The sequence below is a fragment of the Gillisia sp. Hel_I_86 genome, from assembly GCF_007827275.1.
In the GTDB taxonomy this organism is placed as follows: domain Bacteria; phylum Bacteroidota; class Bacteroidia; order Flavobacteriales; family Flavobacteriaceae; genus Gillisia.
In genome coordinates this window covers 2,611,631-2,629,088 of the sequence record NZ_VISE01000001.1, presented here as the reverse complement: position 1 = coordinate 2,629,088, position 17,458 = coordinate 2,611,631, and the positions used below count along the sequence as shown (strand labels likewise).

Here is a 17,458-nt window from a genome sequence, read left to right as displayed (position 1 = left end):
CCTCCTGCCGTCCTATCGTGTGGACACATCTTTATGAATGGTCCACCCTTCCATGGCAGCCTTAAAATATTTCAATCCTATCCATAGGGTCGTTATGCCCGGATGCCTTTTGCTTTCATAGCCTTTCCATCCGCCAAGTCTTGCTATCGCCCAAACATATCTCTTTAGCCCTTTTTCCTTATACGGGTTTTTTTGTTTCTCTGTCCTACCTTCCAGTCTTATTATCTGGTGCTCTAAAAACGTTTGTTCTTCTTCCGTGAAACAGCTATCGGCGCTCATCTCTCCTTCTGGTACCGCATACGCCAGCCGCATCAAGAACAGTTTGATGATGACCTCCATTATCAACAAGCTCAGTTTTCTTACCGATGACCCATACTCCAGCTCTGACGCCTCGATATTGTAGCCCTCTTTTTTTAATATCTTGAACACCTCTTCTATGGTCCACCTCCACTTATACCATTCCACGCACATTTCTGCCATTTCCAGAGTCTCTATGGGCAGGCTTGTCAACAACCTCCAGCACACCCTGTCCGGCCCGGTACGGTTCGCCTCTTTGGCCTCTACCAGGTATAGTTTTATGCTGGGTGCCACTGCTTTGCTTGCCGCCCTGGTCCTTTTAAGTTCCACCTCTTTATATCTGATTTCAATTTTTGCAATCCTTTTTTTTCTTCTGGTCTTTGCACAGGCATCCACCTGTACCTCATAGGATCCTTGATAGGGTTGGTCCGCCAGGCAGCTAAACAATTTTGACCCATCCGCCAAGGTCCTATCCGTACGGGCCCTTATCAATAGATCTGTTTGTGCATCTGGTATGGTTGCAAACTGTTCGTAGATATCGCCTTCCCTATCTTGTACGATCACCATTCCCGCTACCACGCCCCTTAGCGAGGCCTGTGTGTTTTTGGAAACTTCTATCCACTTATAGGACTCTTTTTCTTCTATGGGCAGCTTGCCGTACTGTCTTTCATGCTTTGATGCGAACTCCAAGGGCCTGTTCCAGATCTTTATATCAGAATAGCCGTAGGGGGTGCCGCTCACGGCATCCAAGACCAAACTTGGGTGGATGAAGAACCCCAGTCCCTGGGAATTCTTCGCATTGGTCGTGCCCACAAAGCCATCTTTATTGATCCTATTACCATGGCTGCTTAGGTTGACCTCCGTGGTATCTTGGATACAGACAACAAATTTGCCCGCACAAGCCATCTGGCAATTATGTACCAAGTTCTCTACTATATCTCCTTCACTGACCCTATCGTTCTGCAAAAAACGGTAAACGGCCTTTGCGTCTGATTCGTTCCTGCTGAGCTGACGGATCGAATGGACGCTCTTGCTGAACAGGTCCGATAAAATCTTGTTGCCCCGATAAACCAACCGTTTATCCCCTAAGCCTGTGAACCCCCTTCTCATTTTTTGAGTAAAATTAATGCTAATCCCTTAAAATATTAAATAATTGTGTCCACACGATAGCTGCCGTCGGGATGACAAACTACTCAAATGTCATCCTGATAGCTTGTCGAAGGATCCCAAAAAAGTCACTTTCTCACATTAAAGACTTCTCGACTCCGCTACCATTGACGTGTTTTTTATTTATTTGTGAATCCAAGACCCTGAAACCAGTTCAGGGTGACGATGCGGAATTATCGTCATGCTGAACTTGTTTCAGCATCCCATCCCATCAGCTTATATAAAAAACACGTCAATTTCCAACGCTGGATAATTTTTTTATCACGGATCTCGAAGTGACAATTGTCAATGTCATTCTGAACGAAGTGAAGAATCTCATTGAAATCAACATATCAAATTAATGACTTCTCGACTCCGCTCGAAGTGACCAAAGCCTTGAATGTCATCCTGTCGAAGGATCTCAAAGAAAAATATTCTCTCCCGTTAGAGATCCCTCCTTCGTCGGAATGACAAATAGTATTATTAAAAAACATAATTCAGCCCAACACCAACAAAATAATTTCTCGGATTCCCCGGATAATAATATCGCGGGGCAGCACCGCCGAATCCTACCGCGTTTGGCAAGACACTGGAAGCATACTTTTCATCCAATACATTATTGATTCCTGCCGAAATATTTGCTTCAAAATTATTGAATACCTTAAAATCATATCGGGCTTTTATATCGATCACCTGATAATTATCAGTGCTTAGGGAATTGGCATCGTTCAGCATTATTTCCCCAACAGCTAATAGATTGGTGAAAAGTGTGAAATTATTGGCATATCCAATTTCAAAACCTGAATTGAAAGTGCTTTTTGGCACCCCTGGTAATTTATTTCCGCTGAAATCTTCTTCCCTATTTACAAATTCTTCAAATTCAAAATAATTGAAAGCAGCATTAAAATAAGGTTGGATCCTGATTTTAGGAGTTAACTGAACATTATATTTAATAGTCGTTTCAATTCCGTTGTGATTGGTCTTACCGGCATTGATCCCCACATATTGATCTTCCGAAATCCGTTGGGCGACCAATAAATTGTCGATTTGGATAGAATACAAAGCAATTTCAGTATATAATCTATTGTCCAGCCAATTCCCTTTAAAACCAATTTCATAATTAATTCCTGTCTCGGGTTTTAAATCGGTATTGATTTGTCCTTCCGGGGTTAAAGTTTCTTCTACTGTGGGTGTGGAAAAACCATGGCTTATAGCTGTATAAATATTCCTCCCCGGAACAATCTCATAAGAAAGTCCCATGCGTGGCGAAAAAGTGGTTTTAAAGCGATAGTCCCCAGATTGATCGATCTCATCGGCTACATACAAATCCTCTAAACCATAGCTGGTTGTATTTATGTTGAAGCCTGTCTCCAAATTCAGTTTTTTGGAGAGCTCCAAGTTTAGCTGGCCGAAGAAATTTGCATAGTTTCTATCTTGCTCGTTATTGCTTAAAACAGCTCCCAACACGCTTCCTTGATCTTCAAAATCCTGGTATAAATTCTCGAAGGTTTGCATAGAATACCATTCCTTATAATATTCGGCTCCAAAACTCAGTTCTGAATCCAATTTAAATAGCTTTAATTGCAAATTGAACTTTGTCCTTGCTCCGGTAGCCACTCTTTTTTCTTTTAAGATATTGAAAGGTCGCGGCTCATAAGCGTCCCTAAAATTAACAAACAAACTCGTTTGGTTTGCGAAATCTGTTGAAAAGTGATGTATGTATGAAACCCCAAAGAGGCCTCTTTCATAAGACTCATAGCCTCGAGATTTCCCCCAAGTAAAAGCAGCTTTTTCAGGATCGTTTACATAATCGTTTTCATTTAGTGAGCTCGGAATAAACGCTTTTAGTTTTGTGAAATTTCCGAGAAAGGAAAGTTTATTTCCATTCTCGGTAAAAACATTTGCATTTATCAATCCAGATTGTCTTTTATAAGAGCCATTGTCCCGGTACCCATCGCTTTCCAGATCATTAAAAGTGGCAAATAAGGAAGTGCTCTTTGTTCCATGAGAAGCAGAAACCGTTTTTTTATATGTACCAAAACTTCCTACTTGCGAAGAAATTCCGATTTGGGCTTTATCAATTTCAGCATTACCGGCATACATATTAATGACTCCGCCCAAACCTGCCCCATACATGCTGGAGGTAGGCCCTTTAATAACTTCAATTTTAGAGATGGCTTCAACATCAAAATCATCGATCGTTAACTCACCCTCTCCAGATGTTAAGGGAATCCCGTTAAAATAAGCCTGAATCCTGTTTGTGCTATACTGAGATCGTGCCCCAATCCCCCGAATATTTAATTTTGTGGTATTTAAAGCTCCTTGATTTACATACACCCCGGGAACAGCATTAAAAACTTGCGCAAGGTTTGAATTATCAATTTTCTGAAGATCTTTAGTACTTAAAACACTTATTGACGCTGGCGTATTTTGAAGTGTTTTGGAAATAAGCGCGCCGGTTATAACTACTTCAGAAAGATTTTCCCTAGATGGAATTAGTGAAATGCTTTTTACTGAATTAGGGTTTGCCTTAATTTGACGCGTGACATACCCCAAAGCAGAAACTTCTAAAATAATATTTGTAGTTGAAGTTTCTATTTCAAAATTTCCGCTGGCACCGGAAAAGGTAAAAACACCGGAACCAACTTCCAAAACCTTTGCATTTTCGATAGGTCCTAAAGTTGTTGCATCAATTATTTTACCTTTTACCACTTGTGCTAAAGCTTCAGAAATACTAGAAAGTAGGAGAAAAACAAGAATAAATTTTTTCAATATTAATAGTTTTATTCCGCAGAAATTTTCCAGATTACATTGGAGTCATCATCATTTACCAATAATGAACCATCTGGTAAAGTGGTCACCCCAACTGGTCTTCCATGTACTTCCCCAGTTTCTTCGTTTGCTATGAACCCTGTTAAAAAATCCTCTGGTGTCTGTGGTTGTCCGTCTACAAAAGGCACAAAAACAACTTTATAACCAGAAAGCGGATCGCGGTTCCAGGAACCATGCTGACCTACAAAAGCCCCGTTTTTATATTTTTCAGGAAAAGCATCGTGTGTATAGAAAGTCAAACCTAGAGAGGCTGTATGTGGTCCAACAGGCACATCTGGCATGATAGATTTTTCAACTAGCTCATTATGCGGATTATCTTCCCAACGCGGATCCTTGATTTGCCCATAATAAGAATAAGGCCACCCATACCAGCCCCCTTTTTTCACACTCGTAATATAATCTGGCACTAAATTGTTTCCCAACTTATCCCTTTCATTAACTGCAGTCCATAATTCCCCGGTAACAGGGTTCCAGTCCATTCCAACTGGATTCCTGATCCCGCTGGCATATATCTGCTCCCCAGAACCATCAGGGTTAATTTCTAAAATCCCAGCCCTACGAACTTCCTTATCCATTCCATATTCCCCTACATTACTGGCAGAACCTACAGAAATATAGATCTTGCTGCCATCTGCATTTGCAATTAGATTTCGGGTCCAGTGATTGTTATAGCCACCAGCAGGCAGATCCACTATTTTTTCGCCATCAGATTCCAGTTTAAGATCTCCTTGCTTATAAGCATATCTATAAAGCCCATCTGTATTAGCGATGTAGAAATAATCGCCCAAAACCAACATCCCAAAAGGCTGGTTTAAGCCTTCCTTAAAAGCACCGCGATGTTCAAATGTGCCATCTCCATCTTGGTCTCTTAAAATAGTTACCCTGTTAGCACTATTTTTTGTATTGGCTTCTACAACGAAAACATCCTTATTTGGAGCCACATAGGTCCACCGTGGATGCTCAAATCCATCAGCAAAAACTTCCACTTTAAAGCCTTCAGGTGCTTTTGGTGTTTCGCCCTCTTTCCAACCAACAACTTTACTTACTTTTTGGATAGACTTGGAGTGAAACGGTGCTGGAATCCCTAATTTTCCAACTGCAGTTTCAACTACATTGGCAGGGCGCTGTGACAACTTTTGCTTTTCTTGCTCATTAAATTCCTTTACTCCTTTCATTGGTGAACAGGAGGTTAAAATAGTCCCGGCAAGCAGTAAACTAAACGTGATATTTTTCATGGTTTTTCGAATAAAAATTAAAAATAGGCTATAATTTAAATGGATTAAAATATTATGTGTGCATTAGGTTTACTTTAACTACTTCCAAAAAAACGAACTCACATATAATAGTTTTGGCTGCCATTGCAGTTTTAACTAAGTTTATAGCGCAAAATGGATTATTTCTTATGAAGAAAATTTTTATAGCCTCCCTATTAGCTTGTGTTTTTATTTCGTGTGATCTATCTAAATATAAGCTGATAAAAGAGTACGATTTTGAAACAGTTTTCGAAAAATCTGGTGGAACACAAACTCCTACCTATCCGGAAGTTATAAAATATTACGAAGAATTAGATGATGCCTTTACCTCTGTTCAGCTAACGAAATTTGGAAAGACCGATAGTGGAGAACCCATGCATTTAGCTATTTTTAGCCCTACCGAAAATTTTAGCTTAGATGAGATTAGGGAAAATTATACTATTGTCTTAATAAATAATGGCATTCATCCGGGTGAAAGCGACGGCATAGATGCCACCATGATGCTTTTTCGGGATTTGGCACAAGATTCCATACCCATTCCAAAGAACACAATTATTGCAACTATTCCTATTTACAATATAGGAGGTGCGCTTAATAGAAATTCGACCAGCAGGATCAATCAAAATGGACCCGAGGAATATGGCTTTAGAGGGAATGCCCGTAATTATGATCTCAACCGCGATTTTATAAAAGCCGACACAAAAAATACCAGAAGTTTCTCTGAGATCTTCCATAAAGTAAAACCAGATATTTTTGTTGATACCCATGTGAGCAATGGTGCAGATTATCAATATACCCTCTCCCATCTTTTTACCCAACACAACAAGCTTGGTGGGGAATTAGGAGATTATCTCAATAACAAAATGATGCCTGCTTTGCAAGCCTCCTTATGGGAAAATGAATGGGATATCACTCCTTACGTAAATGTTCATAACGAGCTTCCTGAAAAAGGGTTCACGCAGTTTATGGATACTCCAAGATATTCTACCGGCTATGCGGCCTTATGGAATACATTGGCACTAATGATAGAAACCCATATGCTGAAACCCTACAAAAAAAGGGTGATGGGTACTTATAGAACTTTACGATCTGTCATAGATATTGCTGAAAGAGATCGGGCAAAGATCAAAGATCTTAGAGCAAGGGCACAGAGAAAGTATCTTACAGAGCGCTTTTACCCCGTAAATTTTAAAGTTGATAGTACAAATATCACCAAACTTCAATTTAAGGGATATGAAGGAGAAGAAATCACCAGCGAAATTACTGGCAGTTCAAGGTTAAAATATGATGGAAAAAAGCCTTTCAAAAAAGAAATTGATTATTACAACAATTTCATTTCACAAGGCCAGATCGAAATCCCACGAGCCTATATTATCCCTCAAGGCTGGTGGAACGTGACAGCCATTTTAAAGGCAAACAATGTAGAGATGACCGCATTTAAAAAGGATACCACCATGTGGGTGGAAACCTATACTATCGAAGATTATAAAACTTCTCCAAACCCTTATGAGGGTCATTATCCTCATTACGAAACCAAAGTGACCACTACTAAAGATAGTATCAATTTCAGAAAAGGGGACCTCTATATAAAAAGCTTTCAGCCTTCTGTTCGCTATTTATTGGAAACATTAGAACCCACAGCTCCTGATTCTTTCTTTAATTGGAACTTTTTCGATACCGTGCTTCAACAAAAAGAAGGCTTTTCACCCTATGTTTTTGAAGATTTCGCAAAGGATCTACTAGATAAAAATCCTGCTTTAAATGAAGAATTTCAGGAAAAGAAGAATACCGACCAAGAATTTTCCCGAAACTCGTCAGCTCAATTGAATTGGTTGTATAAAAAATCGGGTCGGTTGGAAAAAGCCTATTTACGCTACCCTATCTTTAGGATGAGTCGTTAGATATTCTTTTGGGAACAACAATTTAATATTGGCATACGATTTTGTGAGTGCTTTTTGAGACTTTGCAAAGTTCTTCCATTTAACTTTTTTAATTCCTTCAGAGTGTTCGGGAACCAATTCCCCTGTAAATGAAGTTTTCATCTCGTACCAATGTGTCACTTTCAACCTGTATTTATCCTTGCGCTTAAATATATGATAGGTCTTTCTAAGGAACCTAACAATTTCAAGGTCCTGCACTCCAGTCTCCTCCATCACTTCCCTAATTGCAGACTCTTCTAAACTTTCATCTTTTTCGGTTTTTCCTTTTGGCAAGTCCCAACGCTTGTTACGGTAGATAAATAAAATTTCTTTGTTTTCGTTAAATACCATTGCACCAGCGGCAGTAACCACAGGGAGTTTTTTTAGAAGGTGTTTAAAGAGTTTCTCCTCATTTTTATGATAAAGGTTTACATATACCAATTCCCCATCATTTATTTTCTGGATAACCTGCTTCAGCTTAACCGTTTTAATGGGAAACGCAGTATAATTTTCACCTATTTCTTTCTTGGTTGAAAGAATAATAGGGATATCATTTACAAAAACTTTATACATTTGCAGTATGATTTTAAATAAAGAAACAGCAATTAAAACAGCTGAATTGCTGTTGCAAATTAAAGCAATTAAATTGGAACCACAACAACCCTTCATTTGGGCAAGCGGATGGAAGTCGCCAATCTATTGCGACAATAGAATAACCCTTTCTTATCCTCCCATTAGAAATTACATAAGAGAGCAGTTTGCCAAGCAAATTGAAGAACTTTATGGAAAGCCAGATGTGATAGCTGGAGTAGCTACTGGTGCCATTGGCATTGGAATGCTGGTGGCAGACTATATGAACCTTCCTTTTGTATATGTAAGACCGGAAGCCAAAGGACATGGAAGAAAAAATAAGATCGAGGGACATGTGGAGAGCGGTCAAAATGTGGTTGTAATTGAAGATCTTATTAGTACAGGCGGAAGCAGTATTCATGCGGTAAAAGCCTTAAGAGAAGCCAATGTGAACATTAAAGGTTTACTTGCCATCTTCACGTATGGCTTTGATATTGCTGAAGAGAATTTCAAAAAAGCAAAGGTAGATTTACATACCTTGGGGAATTACGAGCATTTAATAGAAACCGCTTTAAGAACGAACTATATTAATGCCAGTGAGGCAGAAACATTAAAAACCTGGAGACAAGATCCCAGCAAATGGAAACCATAACATGAATTTAGAAAGTCCAAAAGTTACCACCCAAAAAAGTCAGCAAGAATTATATAATTTTCTAACCGATGTAGGGAATTATAAAGAATTGATGCCAGACAGTATCGAGAAATTCGAAGTTACCAAGCCAGACACGTTTCTTTTTAGCTTAAAAGGAATGCCGGAAATAGAATTGGAAATCAAGGAAACCGTTGAACCAGAATTAGTGGTTTTGGGATCCACATCAGATAAATTCAATTTTTCATTGAATATTATTATTGAACCAAGTGGAGATCAAAGTGATGCCCAATTGTTATTCGATGGAAAATTCAATGCGATGATGGGGATGATGGTAAAGGGCCCGTTAAAGAAATTTATTGCCACCTTAAGCGAAAACATGGCTGCTCTTTAAAAGAGCAACTTAAGTTCTTTAAGATCGAACGTCCTTATTTCTTCATCTTCCACTTTTAATTTAAGAAGGCCAGAGGGGGTAACTCCCAAGATAATACCTATAAGCAAGCTTCCATCTTTTAATTGAAAGGTGGAAGCTTTTTTTCTTCGGAATAAATTGGTTTCATAATCTTCTAGGACAGCTTCAAAAAACGAATTATCATTGGATGTTATCATTTTTTCTAAATGTTCCAGAATAACAGAAAGAACTTCTTCAGTAGCATAAATAGTTCCTGTAAGATTTTTTAGGGAAGCTGCCTTTGGGAGCTCTGGGAAGTCAACTTGATTCACGTTAAGGCCTATTCCAATAATACTGGCTCCTATTTGATTGTTTTGCAGGATATTTTCAATGAGCACGCCACCTATTTTATAGCCATCTGCCATAATGTCGTTAGGCCATTTCAGCTTTAAATTGTTAATTTTTAGTTGCTTTAATGCCTTTAATAGCTGTAATCCCACAGCAGCACTAATAAGGAATTGATCTGTAATATCCACGCTTGGCTTTGGGTAAATAACACTAAATGTGAGGTTTTCTCCCGCATTGGAAACCCATCTCGCTCCACGTTGTCCTCTTCCAGAAGTTTGATTACTGGCAATAATACAAATTGGGGAATCATATTTATTAGTATTAAACCATTCCCTAGCCAAGGAATTAGTAGATTCGGTGGCACTAACTTTGATAATATGCATATATAATTGTAGTTAAGAATGGTGTTAAATGTTTGTAACAACAGAGCACTAAAAAGACTAAAAAGTAATAACTTTGCGCAAAGAAATAAATTTAATGGCAAAAAAAGAAACGAACAACGATCAACTTATTGCTCATATCATAAAAGGAATAGAAGAAGTAAAAGGAAACGATATTGATATTCTTGACTTAAGGGAAATTGAAAACACTGTTTGTGATTATTTCATTATCTGTAATGGTACTTCAAACACACAGGTAAATGCCATTGTAAGCTCCGTACAAAAAACCGTAAGCAAATCTCTAAAAGACAAACCTTGGCATATAGAAGGAAGTGATAATGCCGAGTGGATTTTAATGGATTATGTGAACGTAGTCGTTCATGTTTTCCAAAAGCATATTAGGGAATATTATGATATAGAGGGTTTGTGGGGAGATGCCAAAGTAACCTCAATTGAAACAAAGTATTAAAAACTAATTAAAAAAGAATGTCGAAGCAACAACCAAATAAAAAAATAGAGCCTAAAAAACCTAAGTTCAGTGCTTACTGGATTTATGGAGCTATTATTATCATATTCCTAGGTATCAATTTTTTTGGTGGGTCCGGGTTCAATGAACCAACAAAAACAAATCCTGCAGAGTTTGAAAGCTACCTAAGGGACGGTGATGTTAAAAAAGTAGTAATCGTAAATAGAAACCAGGCGAAGGTTTATTTAACTGAAGATGCCAAAGCCAAGGATATACATAAAAAAACCGGTGACGACGAATTATTTGCTACCGGTGATTCCCCAGATTATAGTTTTGAGTTTGGAGATCTTCAGAATTTTGAAAACAAAGTTCAAGAAATAAAATCTGAAAACAATTTAGACACTTTTGTTACCTATAATACTCAAACCAACGTTTGGGGAGAAATTTTAATGACCCTTTTACCTTTTGTGTTAATAATTGGGATTTGGATTTTCATAATGCGTAAGATGAGCTCTGGTGGTGGAGGTGGTCCTGGCGGACAGATCTTTAATATTGGTAAGTCCAAAGCCAAGCTTTTCGACCAAAACACCGATGTTAAAACTTCCTTTAAGGATGTAGCAGGGCTGGAAGGAGCAAAAGAGGAAGTCCAAGAGATTGTAGATTTCTTGAAAATGCCGGAAAAATACACTTCCCTAGGTGGTAAGATCCCAAAAGGAGCTATTTTGGTAGGTCCTCCGGGAACAGGAAAAACTTTATTGGCCAAAGCCGTTGCAGGTGAGGCAAAAGTGCCATTTTTCTCTTTATCCGGATCAGATTTTGTAGAAATGTTTGTTGGTGTAGGAGCTTCCAGGGTACGTGATCTTTTTAAACAAGCAAAAGAAAAATCCCCCTCCATTATTTTTATAGATGAAATTGATGCCATTGGTAGGGCCAGGGGAAAAAACAACTTTTCTGGATCTAATGATGAGCGTGAAAACACATTGAACCAGTTATTAACAGAAATGGATGGTTTTGGGACCAATACCAATGTTATTGTTATTGCTGCAACCAACCGTGCAGATGTGCTGGATAAGGCATTGATGAGAGCTGGCCGTTTCGACAGGCAGATCTATGTGGATCTACCAGATGTAAGAGAACGAAAAGAAATATTTGAAGTACACCTTCGTCCCATCAAAAAAGTGGCAAACGAGTTGGATATTGAATTCCTTGCTAAGCAAACACCAGGTTTCTCTGGGGCAGATATCGCAAACGTATGTAACGAAGCTGCTTTAATTGCTGCCAGAAAGGGAAACAAAGCCGTTGGAAAACAAGATTTTCTTGATGCTGTAGATAGAATTGTGGGAGGTCTTGAAAAGAAAAACAAGATCATTACCCCAGACGAGAAGAAAGCGATCGCTTATCACGAAGCTGGACACGCCACCGCCAGTTGGATGTTGGAACATGCCGCACCATTGGTAAAAGTTACTATAGTGCCTAGAGGACAATCCCTAGGAGCTGCTTGGTATCTTCCTGAAGAACGATTAATTGTACATCCAGAACAAATGTTGGATGAAATGTGTGCTGCCTTAGGAGGAAGAGCCGCAGAAAAAGTGGTTTTCAATAGAATTTCCACAGGTGCATTAAGCGATCTGGAAAAAGTCACAAAGCAAGCCAGGGCAATGGTTACCATTTATGGTTTAAATGAAAAGGTAGGAAACCTAACTTTTTATGATTCTTCCGGCCAGAGTGAATACAACTTCACAAAACCTTATAGCGAGAAAACCGCTGAACTTATTGATAGGGAGGTCTCAAATCTAATTGAAACCCAATATCAAAGAGCAATTGCATTGCTAGAGGCTAATAAAGATAAATTGTCTCAATTAGCAGATATTTTACTTGAAAAAGAGGTGATCTTTAAAGACGATCTTCAAAAGATATTTGGAAACAGGCCATTCCCTGAAAAGGAAGAAGTTCCATTGATTACCAAAAAAACCAATTCCAAAGATTCCGCTTCGAAAGACAGCGAAATTGAGGAAGAAACTCAAGCGAATAAATAATTAAATACCACATAGGAAAAAATCTTAATTTATCTTAATTTAAATTAAGATTTTTTACCTTTGATTTGAAAGGTGCCAAAAAAAACCCCGAATTTTCAATATGAGTCTATTTAGAAATTTTTTAAACCCTAAACCAGACAAAGGTCAGGACGTTTCTGAAAATTCTGACCGGGGCAAGTATATGCCGGATGTTAAACTGCCTACCGATGAGCGGTTCATGCTCAACTTCAAAAACAATGGTGGGAAATTCTTGTACTGCGAGAACGAAGAGGAAGTGACAGACGCCTTCGACAATATTCTATTGGAAAATGATTGGTACGAAAAACCAACATGTTGTTTCGACCCTAACTTAAAAAACAGGTTCGATAAATTCAATTTAGAATTCAATAAATCTGGAGATTCTGCATTTTTTCTCTCTACCTGCGAATATCTGATTGCGAACGACGGATCCATTTTAATTTCTTCAAATCAAATAAAAGAAAAGAGATTTAATGAGCTACCCGAAAATTTTATAATCTTGGCCTCCACGAGTCAATTAGTAGATAACATTGGTGAAGGTTTAAGAGGAATTAAATTCAACAACAAGGAGCGAATCCCCTCCAACATCACCACAATAAAAAGTTTTGAAACCCAAAAGGAAGGTAATTTTATGAGTTATGGAAGTAGTACAAAAAACCTATATTTGCTGCTTCTGGAAGATTTATAAAATATGAGGGAAACTATTATTAGGGCAATATCTGGATTACTATATGTATCCATTTTAGTAGCATCAATTCTTTCTTCCGAATTGATCTTTATTGGCCTCTTCTTTCTTATTGGTTTTGTTTGCCTTTTAGAACTCGAAAAACTATTAAGATTAAAAAGTTATGCTTTATATGGATTGCATGTTATTTTGTTCTTTTTCTTCAGTTATCTAAAATTCAACGCAAATGCGACCTTACTACTTTTAATAATCACACTTTTCGTGAATTTATTTTTAGTGAAGGACTTACTGTTCATTCGGAAAATACCGGTGTTTGAAAAGAAAAAATATATCATCCTTATTTTCTACTTAATCTCTTCTACCATTTTTCTTACCTTGATACCAACGTATTCTGGAACATTCAATCCCAGTTTAATAGTTGGGGTCTTTGTGCTTATTTGGACCAATGACACTTTTGCGTACTTGGTAGGAAAGAATTTTGGAAAAACTAAATTGTACGAAAAAATATCCCCCAACAAAACAATTGAAGGATTTTTGGGCGGAATTGTATTTAATTGTGTTGCCGCATACTTCCTGTTCTATTTTACCCGTTATCTGAATGTTGAATTTTGGTTGGGATTAGCCATTTTATTGAGTATTTTTGGTACTCTGGGAGATTTAATACAGTCCAAATTCAAACGTCAGGCTGGAGTAAAAGATAGTGGAAAATTAATGCCGGGCCACGGTGGATTGTTGGATAGACTAGATAGCATTATATTTTCCAGTCCATTTGTTTATGCTTATTTATTGATTATAGATTATGTTTCATAAAGAAGGTTATAAGATGATGACAGTTACTGCAATTATATTAATTGTAGGGAACGTACTGTCCTATTTATATATTAATACCTATTGGGTAAAATTTTCTATCCTGGCCCTTAGTATCTTGTTCTTTTTATTAATTGTACAGTTCTTTAGAAATCCAAAAAGGCCTACACAACTTAATGATGCTAGTGTGGTTTCACCTGTGGATGGAAAAGTTGTTGTGATAGAGGAAGTAATGGAAAAGGAGTACTTCAAGGAAAAACGCCTACAGGTTTCTATATTTATGTCCCCAATAAATGTACACGTAACCAGGCATCCTATTGGTGGATTGGTGAAATTCAGCAAATATCATCCGGGAAAGTTCTTGGTTGCATGGCATCCAAAATCCAGTGAAGAAAATGAGCGAACTACTGTTGTGGTAGAGAACAAGGTAGCCGGAGAAATACTATACAGGCAAATTGCAGGCGCTTTGGCAAAACGTATAGTAAACTATGCTGTAGAAGGTCAAGAAGTGGTTCAAGGAAGCGATAGTGGATTTATAAAATTTGGATCTCGTGTAGATGTGTTTTTGCCGATCGGTACTAAGATCAATGTAAAGTTAAATGATAAAGTTAAAGGTGGTGTAAGTGTAATTGCCAATCTCGACTAAGAAATTTACAATGACAGATTCTTCAGATCAAAAATTTTTAAAGGCTTACGAAATGGCAAACAACACCAGTTTGAGATTTCCTCCAGACATCATGCTTCATTTTTATGCTTATTACAAGCGAGCTACAACGCTAAATGGTTCCTACAACACAAAAGATGAAGAGGATGTGCGAAGTGGCTTTAAAGCCAATGCGCTTGTACAAGTAGAACAACTCTCCCAATTGGAAGCCAAACAGAAATATATAGAAATGGTGGAAAAATATATTGGGCAAATATAACACGATTCGCCCAATATCTATTTTACTCTGAATCATTTCTTACTCCAGCCCAGCCAAACTAGCCTTTAACATTTGGATTTTCGCCTCGGCATCAGCCTGTTTTGCTTTTTCTATAGCAACAACAGCATCTGGCGCATTCCCTACAAAACGCTCATTGGAAAGTTTTTTCTGAACAGATTTTAGAAAGCCTTCAGTATATTTTAATTCCTCCTGAATTTTCCCTTTTTCAGCCTCTACATCTATCGCCCCTTGAATTGGGATAAAATATTCATTGGATTTCACCCTATATGAAAGAGTTCCTTCTACTTGTTGAGCTACATATCCTAGATGGGAAACATTCCCAAGTTTCGTTATCACCTCATTAAAGGTAGCAGATGTGTTTTCATTGTTCAATATCTGAAGGGAAATTTGATCCTTGAAGGAGATGTTTTTGGATTTTCTAATATTTCTTATTCCCGAGATCACTTCTGAAGCAAAAGAAAATTCAGAAATAATCTTTTTATCTATTGAAACCGATTCTGGCCATTGAGATACGATTAAAGCTTCTTCTTTAGTCCGAGTGCCCAATTGTTGCCATATTTCTTCAGAAACAAAAGGAACAAAAGGATGCAATATTTTTAAATTATCTTCTAAAATTGAAATTACGTCTTTATAGGTCTTTTCGTCTATCGCTTCTCCAAAATTTGGTTTTACCATTTCCAAGAACCAAGAGCAGTAATCGTCCCAAATAAGTTTGTAAGTGGACATTAAGGCATCACTCATCCTATATTTAGAAAAATGATCTTCTATCTCTAATAAGGTTTCCTGAAACTTGGCTTTATACCAGTTTATTGCAATTTCTGAAGATCTAGGTTGCGGAATTTCTTTATCTACCTCCCAACTTTTCAGTAATTTAAACGAATTCCAAATTTTATTTATAAATCCGCTTCCTTGCTTACAAAGATCTATATCGAACATTAAATCATTCCCTGCGGGAGAACTCAGCAACATTCCAACTCGAACCCCATCTGCCCCGTATTCGTTTATAAGTTTAATAGGATCAGGAGAGTTACCAAGCGATTTGGACATTTTTCGTCTTTGCTTATCCCTCACAATTCCGGTTAAATAAACATTCGTAAAGGGTTTTTCACCTCTATATTCATACCCGGCTATGATCATTCTGGCAACCCAAAAGAATAAAATTTCTGGAGCAGTTACCAAATCGTTGGTTGGATAGTAGTAATTTATTTCTGGATTGTCCGGCTCCAAAATTCCATTAAACACGCTCATCGGCCATAACCAAGAAGAGAACCATGTATCCAAAGCATCTGAATCTTGTTTAAGATCTTGCAGTTTAAGCTCAGGATTATTTGTTTGTGCTTTTGCTTTCTCTAGCGCTTCCGCCTTTGTTTCTGCAATTACAAAATCATTTTTACCACTTCCATAATAATACGCAGGGATTTGCTGCCCCCACCATAATTGTCTTGAAATGTTCCAATCCCTCACATTTTCCATCCAGTGCCTGTAAGTATTCACAAACTTGTCTGGAACAAGGTTCACGTCTTTATTAAGCACTGCATCCAAGGCTGGTTGCGCCAATTCTTTCATTTTAAGGAACCATTGGTCGCTTAACTTGGGTTCTATCACCGCACCGGTACGCTCACTGGTGCCCACTTTATTGATATGGGTTTCGGTCTTTAGTAAAATACCCAAACTCTCTAATTCTTTAACGATCTCTTTTCTGGCAACAAATCTATCTTTTCCTTGATAGTGCAGTCCAAATTCATTTAATGTGGCATCATCGTTAAAAATATCAATCACTTCCAGATTATGGCGCTCCCCTATTTCCTTATCGTTGATATCATGGGCTGGGGTTACCTTTAAACATCCCGTACCAAACTCCACATCTACATAATCGTCTTCTATAATTGGGATAGCCCTATTTGCCAAGGGCACGATCGCTTTTTTACCTTTAAGATGATTAAAACGCTCATCGTTTGGGTTGATACAAATAGCAGTATCCCCCAAAATGGTCTCTGGACGAGTGGTCGCAATAGTTACAGTCTCCTCACTATTTTCTATTTTATAAGTTAGATAGTAAAGGTTCCCTTGTTTTTCCTGATAAATAACTTCTTCGTCGGAAAGGGTTGTTTTCGCTTCCGGATCCCAATTTACCATTCTATAGCCCCTATAAATAAGGCCTTTTTCATATAGGTCCACAAATACTTTTATAACCGAAGCAGACATGTTCTCGTCCATGGTAAACTTGGTACGTTCCCAATCGCAAGAAGCACCCAACTTTTTAAGCTGTTCCAGGATAATCCCTCCGTGTTTATGGGTCCAGTCCCAAGCATGCTCCAAAAACTCCTCTCGGGAAAGATCCTTTTTGTTTATCCCCTCTTCCTTTAATTTAGCAACAACTTTTGCTTCTGTAGCAATCGATGCGTGATCTGTTCCAGGTACCCAACATGCATTAAAGCCTTTTAACCTTGCCCTCCTTATAAGGACATCCTGAATTGTATTATTGAGCATATGGCCCATGTGCAGTACTCCCGTCACATTGGGTGGAGGAATAACAATGGTATATGGAGTCCTTTCATCTACTTCAGAATGAAAATAACCTTGCTCCATCCAGTAGTTGTACCATTTCTCCTCTACCTGTTGAGAATTGTATTTTTGGGATGCTGACATAGTTGGTCTGGTTTTTGAAAATATCTGCAAAAGTACTTATAAGTTGAAGATTATAAAAGAAGTTGTTT

At 38.0% G+C, this 17,458-nt stretch carries 15 protein-coding genes; 9 read left to right on the top strand and 6 right to left on the bottom strand.

Annotated elements, in window-relative coordinates:
• Positions 1 to 12 precede the first annotated feature (12 nt).
• The 3 genes from JM83_RS11855 to JM83_RS11845 all read right to left on the bottom strand — a co-directional run bounded on the left by JM83_RS11855 (position 13) and on the right by JM83_RS11845 (position 5,510).
• On the bottom strand, positions 13 to 1,407 hold the full coding sequence (locus JM83_RS11855) for an IS4 family transposase (protein ID WP_144959452.1): 1,395 nt from the start codon (positions 1,405 to 1,407) through the stop codon (positions 13 to 15).
• A gap of 519 nt (positions 1,408 to 1,926) precedes the next feature.
• Positions 1,927 to 4,215: a TonB-dependent receptor gene (locus JM83_RS11850; RefSeq protein WP_144962367.1), complete on the bottom strand. Its 2,289-nt coding sequence runs from the start codon at positions 4,213 to 4,215 to the stop codon at positions 1,927 to 1,929.
• A gap of 11 nt (positions 4,216 to 4,226) precedes the next feature.
• Entirely contained in the window at positions 4,227 to 5,510 is a 1,284-nt protein-coding gene (locus tag JM83_RS11845) for a PQQ-dependent sugar dehydrogenase (RefSeq protein ID WP_144962365.1), read from the bottom strand.
• 167 nt (positions 5,511 to 5,677) lie between these two features.
• Here JM83_RS11845 and JM83_RS11840 point away from each other — a divergent pair, with 167 nt between their 5' ends.
• Positions 5,678 to 7,429, top strand: coding sequence for a M14 family metallopeptidase (locus JM83_RS11840; RefSeq protein ID WP_144962363.1), 1,752 nt, complete (start codon positions 5,678 to 5,680; stop codon positions 7,427 to 7,429).
• Here JM83_RS11840 and JM83_RS11835 read toward each other — a convergent pair.
• On the bottom strand, positions 7,397 to 8,020 hold the full coding sequence (locus tag JM83_RS11835; RefSeq protein ID WP_144962361.1) for an NUDIX hydrolase: 624 nt from the start codon (positions 8,018 to 8,020) through the stop codon (positions 7,397 to 7,399). The two genes, JM83_RS11840 and JM83_RS11835, sit on opposite strands and share 33 nt — an antisense overlap.
• A 7-nt stretch (positions 8,021 to 8,027) precedes the next feature.
• On the opposite strand from JM83_RS11835, the gene pyrE reads away from it, so the two are divergent.
• Together pyrE and JM83_RS11825 are read left to right on the top strand one after the other, a co-directional pair.
• The gene (gene pyrE, locus JM83_RS11830; protein WP_144962359.1) at positions 8,028 to 8,669 is read left to right on the top strand and encodes an orotate phosphoribosyltransferase; all 642 of its coding nucleotides are present in this window, start codon (positions 8,028 to 8,030) and stop codon (positions 8,667 to 8,669) included.
• Between the two features lies 1 nt (position 8,670).
• Entirely contained in the window at positions 8,671 to 9,060 is a 390-nt protein-coding gene (locus JM83_RS11825) for an SRPBCC family protein (RefSeq protein ID WP_144962356.1), read from the top strand.
• Here the strand turns inward: JM83_RS11825 and JM83_RS11820 are convergent.
• Positions 9,057 to 9,788 carry a biotin--[acetyl-CoA-carboxylase] ligase gene (locus JM83_RS11820; protein ID WP_144962354.1) on the bottom strand — a complete coding sequence of 244 codons (732 nt, stop codon included), beginning with the start codon at positions 9,786 to 9,788 and terminating at the stop codon, positions 9,057 to 9,059. The genes JM83_RS11825 and JM83_RS11820 overlap by 4 nt on opposite strands.
• A gap of 94 nt (positions 9,789 to 9,882) precedes the next feature.
• Between JM83_RS11820 and rsfS the strand changes: the two genes are divergently transcribed.
• From rsfS to JM83_RS11790, 6 genes are all read left to right on the top strand, one after another.
• On the top strand, positions 9,883 to 10,254 hold the full coding sequence (rsfS, locus tag JM83_RS11815; RefSeq protein WP_144963771.1) for a ribosome silencing factor: 372 nt from the start codon (positions 9,883 to 9,885) through the stop codon (positions 10,252 to 10,254).
• 17 nt (positions 10,255 to 10,271) lie between these two features.
• Positions 10,272 to 12,287 carry an ATP-dependent zinc metalloprotease FtsH gene (ftsH, locus tag JM83_RS11810; RefSeq protein ID WP_144962352.1) on the top strand — a complete coding sequence of 672 codons (2,016 nt, stop codon included), beginning with the start codon at positions 10,272 to 10,274 and terminating at the stop codon, positions 12,285 to 12,287.
• Positions 12,288 to 12,387: 100 nt separating this feature from the next.
• On the top strand, positions 12,388 to 12,993 hold the full coding sequence (locus JM83_RS11805; RefSeq protein ID WP_144962350.1) for an LUD domain-containing protein: 606 nt from the start codon (positions 12,388 to 12,390) through the stop codon (positions 12,991 to 12,993).
• Positions 12,994 to 12,996: 3 nt separating this feature from the next.
• Complete coding sequence (locus JM83_RS11800) at positions 12,997 to 13,800, top strand: phosphatidate cytidylyltransferase (protein WP_144962348.1); 804 nt, start codon at positions 12,997 to 12,999, stop codon at positions 13,798 to 13,800.
• On the top strand, positions 13,790 to 14,443 hold the full coding sequence (locus JM83_RS11795) for a phosphatidylserine decarboxylase family protein (protein WP_144962346.1): 654 nt from the start codon (positions 13,790 to 13,792) through the stop codon (positions 14,441 to 14,443). Before JM83_RS11800 ends, JM83_RS11795 begins: the two co-directional genes overlap by 11 nt.
• A gap of 10 nt (positions 14,444 to 14,453) precedes the next feature.
• Positions 14,454 to 14,720 (top strand): acyl-CoA-binding protein, encoded by a 267-nt coding sequence (locus tag JM83_RS11790; protein WP_144962342.1) that lies wholly within the window; start codon positions 14,454 to 14,456, stop codon positions 14,718 to 14,720.
• A 39-nt stretch (positions 14,721 to 14,759) separates the two neighbouring features.
• Here the strand turns inward: JM83_RS11790 and JM83_RS11785 are convergent, their stop codons facing one another.
• Positions 14,760 to 17,390 carry a valine--tRNA ligase gene (locus JM83_RS11785; protein WP_144962340.1) on the bottom strand — a complete coding sequence of 877 codons (2,631 nt, stop codon included), beginning with the start codon at positions 17,388 to 17,390 and terminating at the stop codon, positions 14,760 to 14,762.
• Positions 17,391 to 17,458 lie beyond the last annotated feature (68 nt).